The organism is Ruegeria sp. HKCCE4148 (assembly GCF_017872495.1).
In the GTDB taxonomy this organism is placed as follows: Bacteria; Pseudomonadota; Alphaproteobacteria; order Rhodobacterales; family Rhodobacteraceae; genus Ruegeria.
The window spans coordinates 24,709-42,232 of sequence record NZ_JAEDOS010000006.1 but is presented as its reverse complement, the minus strand read 5'-3'; the positions used below and the strand labels follow the sequence as shown (position 1 = coordinate 42,232).

The following is a 17,524-nucleotide window of genomic DNA, read 5'->3' as shown; positions in this document are numbered from 1 at the left end:
CCCTTAAGGCCCGGCCCTTACCGAAACGGGTACATCCACCCTTTGTAGTCGTTCACCAGAACATGCGCCCTTTCGATCTGCTCCGGCGACATTTTCTTGATTACTTCCTCAAGGCTGATCGCTGCGTCGGGATCGCCGCCAATCGCGCTGAGCGTGTACCACATGTAAGCCCTGACCAGATCAGGCGCGGGCATCCCAAGACCCAGCTCATAATACCAGCCAACCCCCGACTGGGCCCCCGGATGCCCCTTCATCGAGGCGCGCAGATACCATTCGAACGCGCGCTCATAGTCCCGTTCGACGCCCAGGCCCAGCCCGTACATCACGCCGATCAATTCCTCGGCCTCGGCATTGCCCGAGCGGGCGGCGGGCAGCAGTTCTTTGCGCGCGGCCTCAAACTCGCCGGCCTCCATCAAATCGCGCGCCTGTTCCAGTTCGGCGAGCGCCGGGCTGGCAAGCAGACAAAGGGCAAGTACAAACTGGCGCATGGGGTTGCTTTCCTCTTGGCCGGGAGCGCGGCGGCACAGGATGTGCCGCGCCCTCTGACAGATGATGATTTCCTGCCTTTTGATATGGAACAGGCCGCCATCGGTCATCAACTGTTTTACGACCCGATCCTGTCGGGCAATCAGAATATATCCTGCGCGCATTGCCATCATCCGGACTTCGGGACTTCAGATGGGCTGTCGCTTGGCATCGGGGAAGGCGGTGAAGGTCTGGGACCGGACCGTACTCCGGGCACCGGCGCAGACAGAATCCGAAAGCGTATCCCGCGTAACTCACCGGGGCTATGGAATCTCGGGGCGAAAGGTATCCACACGGTGTTTCACGATGGCCGCCTGAGCATCTCGGATGTTTATGAAAACGGGTTCAACTCACCCGCGCAGGAATGGTTGCCTGAAGGGTTGAACTCTTTGCTAGCCGCACAAGCGCTTTTTCCATTGACCGCACAGTTCGAAATGGCGGGAAATGTAGCCGAAAACCAAGTGACCGGGGCCGTCCACGATCGGATCGACAAAGGTTGGCCGATCCTTGCCAAACGCGTAAGAACCGATCCGTTTTACGGACCGGCGATGGTCGCGGCGTTCGGAGAAATCGAAACAACCGAGGACATTACAATCACGCAGGTCGCCAATGCCTTGGCAGCGTTCATGGCCATCGAATGGCGCAGCACGGACAGCCCATTCGACCAGTATCTGGCAGGGGACATGAATGCGTTATCAACCGTTCAAAAAGACGGGATGGATCTGTTCTATGGTAAGGCAAACTGTTCCGTGTGCCACGCGGGCCCGTTGATGTCCGATCAGGAATTCCACGCTTTGGCCATTCCGCCTTTTGGTCCGGGCCGAACCCGTCAATGGGATCCGTATGCGCGCGACGTTGGTCTTATGGGTGAAAGCAACCGGTTGGAAGATGCCTACAGGTTTCGCACCCCCATGTTGCGCAACGTTGCTTTGACGGCCCCTTACGGTCACAACGGGGCTTTCCCCGACCTTGAAAGCGTCATCCGCCATCATCTGAACCCTCAGGCAAGCTTTGATGCCTGGACGCCCGATATGGCCGGGTTGCCTCAGGTTCCGTGGTTGCACGACGCTGACTTTCTGGTTTGGGATGATCGACTGGAAATGGAACGCCAACGCAGCAAAACTGACATTGATCCGATTGAACTCTCGGAAGTGGAAATCCAGAATCTGATCGCTTTTATGGACGCTTTGACAGGTTCCAGTGTGGATGCACCGATTTTTGGCGTGCCCAGTGGATTTGTTCCTTAGCTGTCCTTGTTTTCAGCAGGGGTCGACAAAGCCACGCCTTCAACCGTGACCCGGTGCATCAGGCGTCGAAAACCGTGATAGTCGTTGATTGCCTTGTGCCATGTGGCTCTGTTGTCCCACATCGTTATGTCGCCCGCGCGCCAGCGCACGCGGCATTGGAACTCGGGTTGTTTGCAGTGTTCGTACAGCATCGCAAGAATTGCATCAGACTCGTCTTTGCTGAGCCCTTCGATATGCGTTGTGAAGACAGGGTTCACAAAAAGACCACGACGCCCGCTGAGTGGATGTGTGATGACAATGGGATGGTGCGCATCTTGTGTTGCGGCGTCTGCGTTGCCTAATCGACCGCTCTTGGCGGCTTCGCTGTCTTGTATGGCGGCACCAAAGACGTGACGTGAAGAATGCACAGCAGTCAGCCCGTCTAGAAACTGAAGCATTGGGGCCGAGAGTGCCTCATACGCGGCTGCCATAGACACAAACAGCGTGTCTCCTCCATAGGGCGGCATCTCAATCGCATGCAGGATTGATCCCATGGCTGGCGCTTCGTCATAGGAATGATCGGTGTGCCACCCTTCACCCACCGCTTCTTTCTGGCCCTTTTCTTTTAAGACCGTCGCAATCTCGGGATAGCCATTAACCGGTTTGAAGAAACGGTTGACGTTGATCGCGCCAAAGCTGCGAGCAAAGTTCAGATGGTCTTCAGGGGTGGCTGTTTGACCCCTTAGGACGATAACGGAATACTTGGCAAAGGCTTGGTGAATATCAGGAAATTGCCCGCTGTCTCGAATATCGGCGCCGTAGATTTCAGCGCCTAAGCCGCCGGTGAGTGGTGTGATGTCCATCGGGGTGCTCCTGCTTTTTCAAGATCAGGATAAAGGACGATTGGGCTTTGGAGAAACGGAATTAGCTAGTACTACGCCGTCGCGCATTCTGGACGGCAGCCCCCTGACCATAGCCCTAATCCAATGCGGATCTGGACGAATAGTAAAACGCAATGGCCTGAGTTCTGTTTTTCACGGCCAGCTTGTCATAGATATTGGACAGGTGAAATTTGACCGTGTTTGTCGAAATCTGCAGTTCTTTTGAAAGGTCCCGATTGGACATGCCTTGGGCCAAGGCTTCAAGAATGGCGCGTTCTTTGCGGGACAAGCTTTGGATAGGGTCCTGTTGCATTTTTCGAACGTCGATGAATGGAAAGACCATTTTGCCAGCCGCCACATCGGCGCAGGTTTCAAGCAAGCCTTCAACCTCGCCGGATCGCGCCGCAAAACCAGCGGCCCCGGCTTGCATGGCCAGCCGCGGCGTTTCGCTGGTCACATCCCCATACACCACAAACCGGGGTGCATTGGCCTGTTCTCGAAGAACCTCGATCAGCTTTGCCGCTCCGAGCACCGGGAGGTTCCAGTCGACCACCCCGACCTGAACCGGAACTCGCATGACGGTTCCCAGGAACCCTTCGGCGGTGGCTGACGTCGCCACCAACGAGAATCGCGGGTCGCGTTCAAAGATTTCAGACATGGCAGACAGAACCAGCGGATTGCCGTCTGCCAGCATGACATCAATAGGGGTACCTGGCGCGCCAATCATCTGTTTTTACCCAACTTTCGCAATTTTCTACCCAAACGGGTAGGTGAAAACTCAGTATACCTTGGTATTTTTACCAATTCGGGTGGGAAATTCCCCATCCTTTTGGCCATCCTAAAGCAGTAGTAAGTTACGTTGCGTCATTGCGCAAGGCGGCGTTTTCTGTCCGGCAACGAAACACGACGGGTCCAAGAGCCCGACCAACGCCGAGGATGACAGACAATGACGTTTCAGATTTTCCCTCCTCTTGAGATCCCCGAGACTTTGGCCGCTGGCCCGGGACCGGGCAACACCGACGCCCGTGTCCTGCGCGCCTTCAGCAGCGCAGGCGTAGCGGATCACATGCAAGGTGACGTTCTGCGGGGCATGATCGAGTGCAAACACATGCTGCGGAAAATCTGGGGCACGTCCAACACGTATACTTTTGCGGTCGCAGGCACCGGTTGGAGCGCTCTGGACGCTATGTTCTCTGCCGTCATGCCTGGCGACAAGGTCGTGGCGTTTGCCAACGGGACATTCTCGGGTATCGACGCTCTGACCCTTCGGATCAAGGCAGCTACACCTCAAGAACACGCATCCAACCCGCTTGACCCACAAGCCGCCAGTGTCACCGTGATCGAGGTTCCGCACGGTCAGCCGGTGACAGGTGAACTGGTTGACGCTGCTTTGTCTGAGCACCAGCCCAAATGGGCTTTCATGGCGCATTGGGAAACCGGATCCGGGCGTGTCAATGATCTGCGCGGCTTTTCGGACGCCTGTGAACGCAATGGTGTCATGGGTCTGATCGACGCGGTGTCGTCGTTGGGTGCCGATGACTTTTCGATTGATGATTACCCCGGTGTCGCCGGGTGGGCGTCTTGCCCGCAAAAAGGTTTGTGCTGCCTGCCGCTGACTTATGCGCCAGTCAGCTTTACGGATGCTTATGTCGAAAGTTTGAAGGCGTCTGGCGCTTATTCTTATGTTCACAATCCGATCTTTGAAGCGCGCCATTGGGGCATTGTCGATGGGCAAGACGTAGAAAAAGGCACATACCACCGGACGCATTCGGGATACGCCGTTGCGGCGTTCCACGAAGCCCTGCGACTGACCCTGCAAGAAAGCCTGGCAAAGCGGGCCATGGCCTACCGCACCCATGAGAAGGTTCTGCGCGATGCGGTGATCGAAATGGGCTGCGAAGTGACATCGGACATGCCCAGCCTTGTTGTTCTGAACCTGCCACCGGAACTGGCGGGGCGAGAGATGGAGCTGGTCCAGAACTGCCGTGCACGGGGATTTGGCATCTGGCCGACTCTCAGCGCTCCGGTACAGGTGCGGATCGGAATCCTCAATCAGCTGAACCGGGACGCGGTCAGCCGGATCATACGCCTGTTTGCCGAAGCCCTTCGCGAGCTGGGCGGGGAGGTCGATCAGGATGCGATCGAGGCTTTACTTGAAAGCCGTTACGGCACTTCAATCGCGGCTTAACCACACTGCATGAACGGGAGGATTGCAGATGGATATTCATGAATACCAAGCGAAAGAACTTCTTTCCAATTTCGGGGTGGACGTCCCTGCTGGCGCGCTTGCCTACAGCCCGGAACAGGCGGCCTATCGGGCGCGCGAGCTGGGCGGTGACAAATGGATCGTCAAAGCGCAGGTCCACGCCGGTGGGCGCGGCAAGGCCGGAGGGGTCAAGCTGTGCAATACAGAGAACGAGATTTATCAGGCCTGCGATGACCTGTTTGGTCGTAAGCTGGTCACACATCAGACTGGTCCCGAAGGCAAAGGCATCTATCGTGTCTATGTCGAAGCGGCCGTGCCTATTGACCGCGAGATTTATCTGGGATTTGTTCTGGACCGATCCAGCCAGCGGGTGATGATTGTCGCCTCGTCAGAGGGTGGGATGGAAATCGAGGATATCTCGGCCGACCGTCCGGACAGCATCGTGCGATCCATTGTGGAGCCAGCGGTCGGGCTTCAGGAATTCCAAGCGCGTGAAATTGCGTTCAAGCTTGGTCTTGAACCCAAGCTGATCCAGCAGATGGTGCGCACACTGCAGGGGTGCTACGCCGCGTTCAGCGACTTGGACGCCACCATGGTTGAGATCAATCCGTTGGTCATCACCGGTGACGACCGGGTGCTGGCGCTGGATGCAAAGATGAGCTTTGACGACAACGCTCTGTTCCGCCACCCGCAGATTGCCGAGCTGCGCGACAAAAGCCAGGAAGACCCGCGCGAAAGTCGCGCGGCGGACCGGGGGCTGTCTTACGTGGGTTTGGAGGGAAACATCGGTTGCATCGTCAACGGTGCCGGTCTGGCAATGGCAACTATGGACACGATCAAGCTGGCCGGTGGTGAGCCCGCAAACTTCCTTGATATCGGTGGCGGTGCTTCGCCAGAACGGGTCGCCAAGGCGTTTCGGCTGGTTCTGTCGGACACCAATGTCCAGGCCATCCTCGTCAACATTTTCGCAGGCATCAACCGCTGCGATTGGGTGGCCGAGGGCGTCGTTCAGGCGCTGAAAGAATTGGATATCGACCTTCCGGTCGTTGTCCGGCTCGCTGGTACCAATGTCGAAGAGGGCCAGAAGATCCTTGCCAAGTCCGGGCTGCCGATCATCCGCGCCACAACACTGATGGAAGCAGCAGAACGCGCTGTAGGCGCATGGAAAAACGACCTTACCCAAGGCACCAAGATGAGGGCTGTGTAATGAGCATTCTTCTCGATCGCGACTCGCGTGTCATAGTACAGGGCATCACCGGCCGGATGGCGCGGTTTCACACCAAAGACATGCTGAAATATGGCACGAATGTCGTAGGCGGCGTCGTTCCCGGCAAGGGCGGCGAAACCGTCGAAGGCGTTCCGGTTTTTGACACCGTCAAACAAGCCGTTGAGGCGACCGGCGCGGATGCCAGCCTTGTATTTGTTCCTCCTCCGTTTGCCGCAGATTCGATCATGGAAGCAGCGGATGCCGGTATCCGGTACTGCGTTTGCATCACCGACGGTATCCCAGCGCAAGACATGATCCGGGTGAAACGCTACATGTACCGCTACCCCAAAGACAAACGTATGGTTCTGACCGGTCCGAACTGCGCGGGCACGATTTCGCCCGGTAAAGCTTTGCTGGGGATCATGCCGGGTCACATCTACCTTCCGGGGCATGTGGGGATTATCGGACGCTCGGGCACGCTGGGCTATGAGGCCGCAGCGCAGCTGAAAGAACGCGGAATTGGTGTATCGACCAGCGTCGGGATCGGGGGCGATCCCATCAACGGGTCTTCGTTCAAGGACATCCTTCAACGGTTCGAAGAAGACGAAGACACCCATGTCATCGCCATGATTGGTGAGATTGGCGGCCCGCAGGAAGCCGAGGCGGCAGAGTACATCCGTGACCACATCACCAAACCTGTGATCGCCTACGTTGCAGGTCTGACCGCTCCGAAAGGGCGGACCATGGGCCACGCGGGTGCGATCATCTCGGCCTTTGGCGAAAGCGCTAGCGAGAAGGTTGAAATCCTGTCTGCCGCTGGTGTGACCGTGGCGGAAAACCCTGCCGTAATTGGTGAAACAATTGCGCGTGTGATGGAGGCTGCGTGATGGTCAAACCTTCGGTTCTTGTGACCCGTCGCTGGCCTGCTGCCGTTGAGGCGCAGTTGGCCGAGAACTATAACACCGTGCTGAACACCGGGGACAAACCTTTGTCCCCGTCCGAAATCCGGCAGGCGTTGAAATCCTATGACGCGGTCTTGCCAACGGTAACCGACACGCTCAGCGCCGAGGCGCTGGACGTATCTGGTGCGCAGACAAAAATCCTTGCCAATTATGGAGTGGGCTACAGCCACATCTGTGAGCCGTCCGCCCGCGAGCTGGGTATGACCGTGACGAACACGCCTGATATTCTGTCAGAATGCACCGCAGATATCGCCATGACCCTGCTGCTGATGGTGGCGCGTCGGGCGGGCGAGGGTGAACGCGAGCTGCGTTCCGGCAACTGGACCGGTTGGCGGCCCACGCATCTGGTGGGGACCAAGGTCAGCGGTAAGACGCTTGGCATCATCGGCTACGGGCGCATCGGTCAGGAAATGGCCCGCCGTGCGCATCACGGCTTTGGCATGGACGTGCTGGTCTATAATCGTAGCCCGGTGGACCCGGCTGTATTGGCGCGGTGCAAAGCTACTCAGGTTGGGTCGATTGATGAGTTGTTGCCGCAATGCGATTTCGTCTCACTTCATTGCCCCGGCGGGGCTGCGAACCGCCACCTGATAAATGCGCGCAGGCTGGACCTTATGAAACCCGACGCGTTCCTGATCAATACGGCGCGTGGTGAAGTCATCGACGAACGGGCGCTGGTTCAATCGCTGGCTTTCGACATGATCGGCGGTGCAGCACTGGATGTGTTCGATGGTGAACCCCGTATCTGTGCGGATCTTCTGCAATGCGACAACCTTGTGATGCTGCCGCATCTGGGCAGCGCCACGCGCGAGGCACGCGAGGCGATGGGGTTCCGTGTACTCGATAACCTGCGCGATTTCTTCGAAGGCCGAGAGCCACGCGATCGGGTGATCTGACCTGCCAGCGCGCCTGAGGCTAATTGCCGATGCGGCCCACGGTGGCCGCGTCGCCGCCATCCACCGGAGGATTTACTTTTGAATGCACCGCAACGTGCCGATGGATTTTTCACCCAATCCCTGTCTGACCGCAACCCTGAGCTTTTTGGCTCGATCACATCTGAACTGGGCCGTCAGCGCGACGAGATCGAGCTGATTGCCTCTGAGAACATCGTCTCTGCCGCCGTGATGGAGGCGCAGGGCTCGGTCATGACCAACAAATACGCCGAAGGCTATTCCGGTCGGCGCTATTATGGCGGTAGCCAGTTCGTCTTCATCGCCGATTGGTTCATCGAAGTGGTCGACGGTCTGGCCGCGAATGGTGAAGACGGCAACGGCGCTGTCGAAGCCAAGGTCAAAGCCGAAGTCGCAGAGCTTTGCGCACGATTCCCGATCCATGCGAACTAGTAAGAAGAAGGACCAAAACATGAGCTTTCACCCCATTGAACAAGCCCCAGCGCGTCTGAACCGCAGCGAGCTTGCCGTTCCCGGTAGCCAGCCCGAAATGTTTGAAAAGGCGGCAAAATCGGATGTGGATGTCATCTTCCTTGATCTGGAAGATGCTGTCGCGCCTGACGAAAAGGAACAGGCGCGCAAGAATATCATTCAGGCGCTGAATGACATCGATTGGGGCAACAAGACCATGTCGGTGCGCATCAACGGGCTGGACACCCATTACATGTATCGCGACGTGGTGGATGTTGTTGAACAGGCTGGCACGCGGCTGGATCTGATCATGATCCCCAAGGTCGGAACAGCTGCTGACGTCTATGCCGTGGATATGCTGGTCACGCAAATCGAGGACGCCAAGGGCTATGGCAAGCGCATCGGGTTCGAGCACATCATCGAAACTGCGCTGGGCATGCAAAATGTCAGCGAGATCGCCGCTGCCTCGAAGCGCAACGAAAGTCTTCACTTTGGTGTCGCCGATTATGCGGCGTCGACACGTGCGCGGACAACCATCATCGGTGGTGTGAACCCCGATTATTCAGTTCTGACGGATGCGGATCCCGATGGAGGCCGTATGACACATTGGGGCGACATGTGGCACTACGCGCTTGCGCGCATGGTCGTGGCCGCACGCGCCAACGGGCTGCGGCCCATCGACGGTCCATTCGGGGATTTCCAGGACCCTGACGGCTATAAAGCTGCCGCCAAGCGCGCCGCTGTTTTGGGCTGCGAAGGGAAATGGGCAATCCACCCCAGCCAGATTGCTTTGGCAAACGAAGTTATGTCGCCGTCCGACGCCGAAGTGACCAAGGCGCAGCGCATTCTTGTCGCCATGGCCGAGGCGGAAGCGGATGGGAAAGGTGCTGTTTCTCTGGATGGTCGGTTGATCGACTATGCCTCGATCCGCCAAGCGGAAGTGCTGGTTGAGAAAGCAAGCCAGATTGCCGCAGCTTAAGAGCGATTAGGCAAAGGCCAGAACAGTTGCCCAAACGAAAAATCTGGTCTTTGCCACTTCGATGAAGCGAGAATGGGGCGCTTCATCAGTCCATGCCATTGTCTTTGACAGGAATGCCCAAGCCAACTTTCTTGCGTCCCATCACAACTGACGTTCGAAACCGGCGAACGTTTGAATTGTCGAAAAACAACTTTTTGGTCAGCTCTTCAAAATCATCCATATCACGCGCCGCACAGATCAGGCAGAAGTCCGCATCACCTGTGATGTAATAGCACTGTTGCACCCTTGGCTCTGCCTGCGCCTGCCGCGAAAAAGCGTCGATCTGATCCTGGCGTTCGCGTTCTAATTCGACCATGACAACGAAGCTCATTGCAACGCCCAGTTTTTTCGGGTCGACAATTGCCACTTCCGAGTGAATAGCACCAGAAGCTCTGAGCGCCTTCAGACGCCTTTGAACGGATGCGACCGATAAGCCTGTTTCGGATGCAAGCGCCTCCAGCCCCATTTTGGCATCACGTTGCATCAGGTGCAGCAGGCTGCGGTCAAATTGGTCGAGTTTCACAAAGATTTCCTTGATGTGAAAAAGTTTCCCGGAAAATCGGCAAATGTGACCATAATAGATCGCAGCTTGTGCGTAAAACTCTGATCATGGAACACAGTAAGAAACTTGATGTGGCAAAGCCGCTGGCGTTGCTGGCGGAATGTCCAGCTTATAAACCAAGCCCGTTAGAAACCCGCAGTTTCCAATGGCGAACGATCCTGATCAAAGATGAAACCAACAGGATGGGCCTGGGCGCGTTCAAAGCTCTGGGCGGTGTTTACGCTGTTGCCAAGCTGATCGAAGCGCGTGTTGGTCGTTCTTTGACACCCAGCGCCTTTCTGAGCGATCCCGTAAAAGATGTGGCGCGATCGATGACTTTTGTGTGCGCCAGCGCAGGCAATCACGGCATGGCCGTGGCCGCTGGCGCGCAGCTCTTTGGTGCAACGGCGCGCATTTATCTTGCCGAAACAGTCCCCGAAGAGTTTGCTGTTCGTCTTCGGGCGAAAGGCGCAGATGTTGTTCGATCCGGCAGTGACTATGAGGCAAGCGTGGCCGCAGCCGTCGCTGACGCCGAAGCAACCGGTGCCATTCACCTCGCCGATGGGTCGTGGCCGGGATATACCGAGCCTCCGCGATTGGTGATGGAGGGTTATACTGTCATTGCTGAAGAAATGCGCAACGATTTAGAAGTGTCCGCAAATTGGCCGAGCCACGTGTACCTGCAGGCGGGCGTTGGTGGGCTGGCCGCGGGCATTGCCTATATGATCCGGTCGAACTGGCCGGTGCAGCCAAAGATCACAGTGGTTGAACCAGATGCTGCACCCTGTCTGAAGGAAAGCGCCCGAGCCGGAGAAATCCTTACGGTTGAAGGGCCCGTTTCAAATATGGGGCGTTTGGATTGCAAAACGCCATCCATGTTGGCTTTGGATATCTTAAAGCGCTGTGCAGACGATTGGGTTACAATCAGTGACCAACAGGCTCAGAACGCAGTAAACAGCGCCTTTGATTTGGGTTTCTCGACCACGCCATCCGGAGCGGCTGGGCTTGCCGCCTGCCTTGAGGGCGACGATGATTTGCCATTGGTCATCTTGTCCGAAGGGGGCGTTTCTGATGCTTGATCTTGTTGCGTTTCGTCGTGATCTTCATGCCCATCCAGAAACCGGGTTCGACCTTGACCGGACCCCCAATTTGATCGCGGCCGAGTTGGAGCGCGCTGGGCTTGAGGTCACCCGAGGCGTGGGTCGGACCGGGGTTGTTGCCACTTTGCGCCGTGGTCCTGATGAGACCGCAATCGGGTTTCGCGCCGATATGGACGCGCTGCCGATTCACGAGATGACCAATTTGCCCTACCGGTCAAAAACAGAGGGCAAGTTTCACGGCTGCGGTCATGACGGGCATAGCACGATGCTGCTTGGTGCTGCCTTGGCCCTTGCTGCGGACACATCGTTGGACAGGACCGTTCACTTTGTTTTCCAGCCGGATGAAGAGAACGGAAATGGGGCCGCTGCGATGATTGCTGACGGTTTGTTCGAACGCTTTCCTATGACCGCAGTTTTTGGGCTTCACAATATGCCGGGAATGGAGCTGGGCCACTTCGCCACTCAGGCAGGACCTTTCTGTGCATTCGAGGATAATTTTGAAATCCGCCTTAAGGGGCAGGGGGGTCACGCGTCCATGCCAGAGAAGGGCGTTGATCCGATCGTGACGGGATCTGCGATTGTATTGCACTTGCAGTCGATTGTATCGCGCTCGCTTCCTCCCGGCGAACATGGTGTGGTTTCAGTTACTGAGTTCCTGACAGACGGCGCGCGCAATATCCTGCCGAGTAATGTGACCTTGCGTGGGGATTGCCGGGGGTTTTCCAAAGACGTCTCAGACAACATTCAGCGCAGAATGCGCGCCATCGTTGATGGTGTGTGTGCTGCGCAAGAGGTGGCGGCGGAGGTCGATTATTCAACGTCGTTCCAGCCTTTGGTAAATGATACCCGGGCCACCGAGGTAATCTTGGGCGCAGCTCGCGATGTTGGTTCTGTTGACGCTGAATACGGTCGGGTGGGTTTCTCGGAGGATTTTGCCGAGTTTCTGGCGCACCGACCGGGCGCGTTCATTCTGATGGGAAACGGGTTGGACGGGAACAACGCCATGCCGCTTCACAACCCGTCATATGATTTCAACGATGACGCGATCCGACATGGAATTGCGTTCTGGACCAACCTTGCGCAACGCGGTTTTTGAGCCTGACGCAGTGGCCCTTCTGGTGATCCTTTGTCGGTTTTGTTTTGAAGTTCAGAGAATGACATATCAGGTCAGACACGTTTGGAAACTCGCTCATTGACCTTTGGACAGCAGAAGGCATCAATACGTCGACTGTTCGCCAGGTCTCGGATGCGCACATTGGTGCTTACTTTGTAACGCATGGCACGAATGATCGTGAGTTCACCTATTTCCGTGCAGTTTCCTCCAGCAGCCGTATGGGTCCAGACGATCTGCCGGTGACGGCGCTGCGGTCGGTGAAGGTTTTACATGTGTCTGGAATCAGCCAAGCTATTTCAAACACCGCTGCTGATGCCGTTTCCGGTAGTGTGTCGGTCAGAGGATGTTCAGACAAAGCACCTGGCGCACCAATAGCCAAAACCCGTGTTTCAGGTTGGCGATCTCCCCACGTACCGTGCCGTGCGATAGAATTGGTGGCATGAGCACTTGCGTCTTATCGCGAACTGTCGCTTTCACAAAGTTCCTTTACTTCCGGTTTTGAAGTCCGAAAAGCCCGATCCACGGTTGTGATGCCGGCGAAAACTAATGCGTATGCCCGGGTTAAGAGAGGCCAGATTGCTGCATAGTTGCGCGTTGGATCATTGATCGCGATGCCATGTCGCCGCCACGCAAGGTGTCGGCGGTTTGAAACGCATGGATTGCCTCGGTGAAACGTTTGGCCCTGAAATGGGACAAGCCGTCTTCGTACGCTTCGATCCAGTCGTGTGATCCTTCGAAATTGTCGGCCATCGCGATCAACTCAAACACAACAAGAGCTTCAGACCGGCCTTGTATCTCAACCGTCTCCAGCTCACGCACGACGATGGCATCGCCCGCCTCGCGCCGTGTTTCCGGGCCGATAATGATTGCAGTGCCGTAAGTTTTGTTGACCCCTTCCAGACGGCTGGCGACATTCACAACATCACCGATTGCGGTATAGTTCAACCGTTGCTCGGACCCGATATTTCCGACCAGAGCCTCGCCGCTGTTTAGCCCGATGCGAACATGAAGCGCGCTGTCGGTCTGGCTCTGCAGGCTGGAATTCTCGACCACGTCCACCAGCTCCAGCGCGGCACGGCAGGCGTGTTCGGCGTGTTTTGGGTTCTGCTTTGGTGCGCCCCAGAAGGCCATCACCGCGTCGCCAATAAATTTGTCGATCGTCCCGTCGTGGCGTTCTATTGTCGATGAGGCGGCGCTGAAAAAGGGCGCCATCAGTTCAACGATTTTGGGGCCGTGTTTTTCGGTCAGTCCCGTGAACCCGGACACATCGCAAAATAAAACGGAGATCTGTTTTGGCTCACCGCCCGGCTGGGTCTTGATGCCTTCCGCCACAAGCATCCTGACCAGATCGGTCGGTACGTATTTGCGGAAGGCCGACAAACCCACAGCCATGCTGGCGGTCGCGGCGGACAGGTTTTCAAGCTCTTTCAGGCGCGAGGGCCTGCGCGAGACCTGTTCAACGTCAAATTGTTCGATTCGGCTGAGGTCTTCGGCTACACGCGAAAGTGGGTTCGCGACGACGTGGCGCACAAACCAGATCGCCAGACCAATCGCGACAACAACGACGCTAAGCAAGATGTAAACCAGATTGATCAGAGTTTTGTCGATCCCCGACAGGAACGCGGATTCCGGAATCACTGTGGCTACCCGCCAGCCGTAGAATCCAAGAGGTGTCAGCGCCACCGCATAGGGCACATCCTCATAGATGATCCGTTTCGTCACAGGGCCTGGTGTTTTGTTGTCCGCGTCGGCCATCAGCCTTTCACCCGAGATTTTGGCAACCTCGTATAGTTCCCCCTCTCCCATTCGGGCTGGCGTGATTTCGTCGGCTTCGGGATCCGGTACCGCAATGACTTTGCCGTCGGCGTTGATGATAAAGGCCGCACCAAACTCACCAGGACGTAGTGAGCCCAGAAAGCGTGACAGGCGATCCGTATCAATCGCAACAGTCAACACGCCCTGTCGTTGTCGGCGTACGTCGATGGGCCCGGAAAAGGCATATAATGTTTTGTCGCTGCCGGGCAGATCCCGAACCTCGATCCAATCCGGTTTGCTGCGGCTTATGAAGTTGCTGTACCAAGCGTGTTCACGTGGGTCGTATTCGGTTTCTGTAAAGCTCCGTTCTTCGAACTGAATGTCACCGGGAATGAAAATATACCGATCCTTCCGCAGCATTCGGTTACGGATATTCTTGTCGATTTCCATCATCTCCAGCCCGCTGTCACCCAGCCGGTGGGCAGCAAAAAAGTTGCCATCGGGCCAGCCAAAGGTAAGCCACGAGATATTGGGCTGCGCTTGCAGCTGCGAAAGGAACACGAACTCGCGTTTGTCGGCCTGACGTGTCTGGATGACATCCTGGATGAAAATCGTGCGGACAGCGGCCCATGCGGCCTCGGCAGATCTGAGAGTTAGCCCAAGCTCGATGCGCACGGTGTTGGCAATCTGGCTGTTGATTTCAGCCGACAGCATGCGGCTGTTTTCGCGGGCTGTTGTCCACCACAGGGAATGCACCACAAAAGTTGACACGCCAATCGACAGGGCAACAAGTATAGATACGGCGATCCCTACGCTGACACGCATTCTAGCTCCACAACAGCCCATGGCGGCAGACGGTTCAATTGCTATGCCAAAGGGTCAAATTCAGCTTAGTGTCTGCCCCCTTCGGTTTCCAGACGGTTGAGCAGGATATGCCAACTTGTTTACTTGCCGTTGAATAGTTTGAGTGGTTTTCGACCTCTTTGGTTTTTAAGGGGGGGCAGGCAGGCACTTGCCGCAGGCTTTCCACGGTTTCAGGGGTTTGCTGGGCTTGCACCTCAGCCGGAACAGGACCTGCTATGGCAAGAAAGAAGACGCGAAGAAGGCTTTAAACATCCTCAACTGCGCATGAGCGAGAAATCCGGATCATAGGGTGAAAAAGGTATAACTTCTGCCGCGACCATATCTCCGCACATGTCCAAGTTCATTGTGGTGCCTGGACTGGTCAACTCGGGGGTTACGAAGGCGTAAGCCAGGTTCATCCCGACGCGATGACCCCAATCTCCGGATGTGATGGTGCCAACAACTGTGTCGCCCTCCATCAGCGATGCGCCGCCGTGGGCCGGGGCGTGTATGGCGTCGATCTTCAGCGTCACCAACGATCTTTTTGGGCCGCTGGCCTTGCGTTTCAGCAGCGCGTCTTTGCCAACAAACTGGCCTTTGTCCAAATTGACAAAGCGATCCAGCGCTGTCTCAAACGGGTCGAACTCGGTCAGCAGATCGGCTTTCCAGTGCAAAAAACCTTTCTCCATACGCATAGATTCAACCGCACGCGCGCCGAACAGTTTCAAACCATGCCTCTCACCGGCTGAACGTAGTGTAAGATAAGCGGCATAAAGCGAGGCATTTGGGACGTGGATTTCATAAGCGTGCTCGCCCGAAAAGCTGATGCCCATGACGGTGGCCGGGGCAAAGCCAATGAAGGTTTCGCGAACCGAGAGCCACGGGAAGGCCTCTTTCGACCAATCTCCACGCGCGCAGGCGGACAGGACGTTACGCGCGTTGGGGCCTGCCAGAACAAGGATCGTCTGGTCATTGGTCATCGACCGGATTTGCACATCCTCGTCCGCGCGCAGATGCTGGGACAGCCAATCCATATCGTGGTATTCACTTGCAGCTGCCGATCCATACCAGACGCGGTCTGGCCCACGATCGCTGGCTGGAATGTTGGCGATTGTGGCCTCGCCCTTGATCATGCCCTGATGGTTCAAAAGATAGCCCAGACCGACACGGCCTGAACGCCTGGTGACGTTGCCACAGAACAACCGGTAAAGAAATGAATGGCGATCAGGCCCGGTGATTTCCAGCCGGTTAAATCCATTCACTTCGCACAGGCCGACATTCTCCTGCACGTTCTTAACTTCGCTTGCAACGACGTTGAAGGCTTCGTCAAAATTGAAGGTGAGGCTGGGATGAAAATCGGGCGACGGTTTGATGTAATCCACCCGTTCCCATCCGTTCACCACAGTAAACTCGGCGCCTTCCGCTGCCAGAATTGGCGTCAGCGGCGTCGTTTTGGCGGGGCGACCTGCGGGTCGGTGTTCGTGTGGGAAATGGAAACGGAATTCATTCTGATAGTCCTCGATGGCCTTAAGCGAGGTCAGTTCTACATTGGCATGTCCGGTGAAGCGGCGCGGATCGAGACACCAGGTGTCGTAACACGCCTCGCCATGCACGATTTGTTGCGCCAGCAGCGAACCGTGCCCGCCGCCTTCGCCAAGACCGGCACGCAAGCCGATAATGCAGAAAGCATTGCGCTTGCTCGGTATCGGCCCAACCAACGGTGCACCGTCGATTGTATAGGTGATCGGGCCGTTCACGACCGATCGAATGCCTGTTTCACGCAAGGCGGGCATCCGCTCGAACGCGCCTTCCAGCACATCCATGACCCGATCCAGATCATCCGGGCAGAGCGCATTAACAAAGTTTGGATCGATACCGTCCATGCCCCAGGGCTTGCAGTCCTGTTCATAAAATCCCACCAGCAGTCCGCCTTTTTCCTGACGGCTGTAGTAGTCGCTGATTGGGCATCGTAGCAGCGGCATCCGGTGTCCGGCCTCTGCAATGCCGGGGATGTCTTCGGTCAGGAAGTACTGATGCTCCATCGAGGCGACGGGGTGATGGACACCCATCATCGCACCCACTTCGTTGACACGGTAACCACAAGCATTGACGACGATGTCGCAGTCGATGTCGCCTTGTTCAGTGTGAACGGTCCAAGTGTCGTCTTTGTGCTGAGACAGGGCGGTTACAGGTGTATTGCGATAGACTTCAGCCCCCGCTTTGCGCGCGTGATAGGCCAGAGCCTGACATAGTTGCGCAGGATCAATATCGCCGTCCAGCGGATCCCATAGTCCACCAAGCAGGTTGGTGGTTGAGATCAGAGGATGACGGCGGGCGCATTCTTCGGCGTCGATAACCTCGAATTCCACCCCCATGCCCCGCGCCATTGACGCAAAATGGCGATAGCCCTGCATTTGCGCTTCGGTATTAGCCAACCGGATACCGCCATCGGCGTGGTGATAGTTGATTGGGTATTCCGGGTTTTCAGACAGATTCTTGTACAGATTAATCGAATGCGTTTTCAGGCCGACCATGGTTTGGTTCATACCAAAGTTGGTCACCTGCGCCGCTGAATGCCAGGTTGTGCCACTAGTCAGCTCGTTGCGCTCGACCAGAACGACGTCGCTCCAGCCTTCCTGGGTCAGATGGTAAAGCGTGGAACAGCCCGCAATGCCACCCCCAATGACAACAACCTTGGTACGGGATTTCATGTGACGCGTGCCTCCGACAAATCGTTTGCGGAGATAGGCCCGTATATTGGTGCAAGTCGCAATATGGCGCAGTT

The 17,524-nt window shown here is 56.5% G+C and carries 14 protein-coding genes and 1 pseudogene; 9 read left to right on the top strand and 6 right to left on the bottom strand.

Going from position 1 to position 17,524, the window contains the following annotated elements; translation table 11 throughout:
- Nucleotides 1-17: 17 nt before the first annotated feature.
- Complete coding sequence (locus I9187_RS16120; RefSeq protein WP_171095376.1) at nucleotides 18-488, bottom strand: tetratricopeptide repeat protein; 471 nt, start codon at nucleotides 486-488, stop codon at nucleotides 18-20.
- A 15-nt stretch (nucleotides 489-503) separates the two neighbouring features.
- Between I9187_RS16120 and I9187_RS16115 the strand changes: the two genes are divergently transcribed.
- Nucleotides 504-1,772, top strand: a complete 1,269-nt coding sequence (locus tag I9187_RS16115; protein WP_171180571.1) for a cytochrome c peroxidase — start codon at nucleotides 504-506, stop codon at nucleotides 1,770-1,772.
- On the opposite strand, the gene I9187_RS16110 is transcribed toward I9187_RS16115, so the two are convergent.
- Nucleotides 1,769-2,614 (bottom strand): TauD/TfdA family dioxygenase, encoded by an 846-nt coding sequence (locus tag I9187_RS16110; RefSeq protein ID WP_171180580.1) that lies wholly within the window; start codon nucleotides 2,612-2,614, stop codon nucleotides 1,769-1,771. The genes I9187_RS16115 and I9187_RS16110 overlap by 4 nt on opposite strands.
- Nucleotides 2,615-2,729: 115 nt before the next feature.
- Nucleotides 2,730-3,359 (bottom strand): response regulator transcription factor, encoded by a 630-nt coding sequence (locus I9187_RS16105; RefSeq protein WP_245223249.1) that lies wholly within the window; start codon nucleotides 3,357-3,359, stop codon nucleotides 2,730-2,732.
- A 219-nt stretch (nucleotides 3,360-3,578) separates the two neighbouring features.
- Here I9187_RS16105 and I9187_RS16100 point away from each other — a divergent pair, with 219 nt between their 5' ends.
- From I9187_RS16100 to I9187_RS16075, 6 genes and pseudogenes are all read left to right on the top strand, one after another.
- Nucleotides 3,579-4,820: an aminotransferase class V-fold PLP-dependent enzyme gene (locus I9187_RS16100; RefSeq protein WP_171238741.1), complete on the top strand. Its 1,242-nt coding sequence runs from the start codon at nucleotides 3,579-3,581 to the stop codon at nucleotides 4,818-4,820.
- 28 nt (nucleotides 4,821-4,848) lie between these two features.
- The gene (locus tag I9187_RS16095) at nucleotides 4,849-6,045 is read left to right on the top strand and encodes a malate--CoA ligase subunit beta (RefSeq protein WP_171180584.1); all 1,197 of its coding nucleotides are present in this window, start codon (nucleotides 4,849-4,851) and stop codon (nucleotides 6,043-6,045) included.
- Nucleotides 6,045-6,932 carry a succinate--CoA ligase subunit alpha gene (gene sucD, locus I9187_RS16090; protein ID WP_171180586.1) on the top strand — a complete coding sequence of 296 codons (888 nt, stop codon included), beginning with the start codon at nucleotides 6,045-6,047 and terminating at the stop codon, nucleotides 6,930-6,932. Before I9187_RS16095 ends, sucD begins: the two co-directional genes overlap by 1 nt.
- Entirely contained in the window at nucleotides 6,932-7,903 is a 972-nt protein-coding gene (locus I9187_RS16085) for a D-glycerate dehydrogenase (RefSeq protein ID WP_171180588.1), read from the top strand. Before sucD ends, I9187_RS16085 begins: the two co-directional genes overlap by 1 nt.
- A gap of 78 nt (nucleotides 7,904-7,981) precedes the next feature.
- Nucleotides 7,982-8,227, top strand: a pseudogene (glyA, locus tag I9187_RS16080) (serine hydroxymethyltransferase); the annotation flags it as partial.
- Nucleotides 8,228-8,369: 142 nt separating this feature from the next.
- Nucleotides 8,370-9,347, top strand: coding sequence for a CoA ester lyase (locus I9187_RS16075; protein WP_171180590.1), 978 nt, complete (start codon nucleotides 8,370-8,372; stop codon nucleotides 9,345-9,347).
- Nucleotides 9,348-9,432: 85 nt separating this feature from the next.
- Here the strand turns inward: I9187_RS16075 and I9187_RS16070 are convergent, their stop codons facing one another.
- Nucleotides 9,433-9,915: an Lrp/AsnC family transcriptional regulator gene (locus I9187_RS16070; RefSeq protein WP_171180715.1), complete on the bottom strand. Its 483-nt coding sequence runs from the start codon at nucleotides 9,913-9,915 to the stop codon at nucleotides 9,433-9,435.
- 104 nt (nucleotides 9,916-10,019) lie between these two features.
- On the opposite strand from I9187_RS16070, the gene I9187_RS16065 reads away from it, so the two are divergent.
- Both I9187_RS16065 and I9187_RS16060 read left to right on the top strand, forming a co-directional pair.
- Nucleotides 10,020-11,006 (top strand): pyridoxal-phosphate dependent enzyme, encoded by a 987-nt coding sequence (locus I9187_RS16065; protein ID WP_348540117.1) that lies wholly within the window; start codon nucleotides 10,020-10,022, stop codon nucleotides 11,004-11,006.
- Nucleotides 10,999-12,123: an amidohydrolase gene (locus tag I9187_RS16060; RefSeq protein WP_171621402.1), complete on the top strand. Its 1,125-nt coding sequence runs from the start codon at nucleotides 10,999-11,001 to the stop codon at nucleotides 12,121-12,123. The genes I9187_RS16065 and I9187_RS16060 overlap by 8 nt, the downstream gene beginning before the upstream one ends.
- Nucleotides 12,124-12,702: 579 nt before the next feature.
- Here I9187_RS16060 and I9187_RS16050 read toward each other — a convergent pair.
- Nucleotides 12,703-14,721, bottom strand: a complete 2,019-nt coding sequence (locus I9187_RS16050) for an adenylate/guanylate cyclase domain-containing protein (RefSeq protein WP_209509782.1) — start codon at nucleotides 14,719-14,721, stop codon at nucleotides 12,703-12,705.
- Between the two features lie 293 nt (nucleotides 14,722-15,014).
- Entirely contained in the window at nucleotides 15,015-17,450 is a 2,436-nt protein-coding gene (locus I9187_RS16045) for an FAD-dependent oxidoreductase (protein ID WP_209940246.1), read from the bottom strand.
- Between the last annotated feature and the right edge of the window lie 74 nt (nucleotides 17,451-17,524).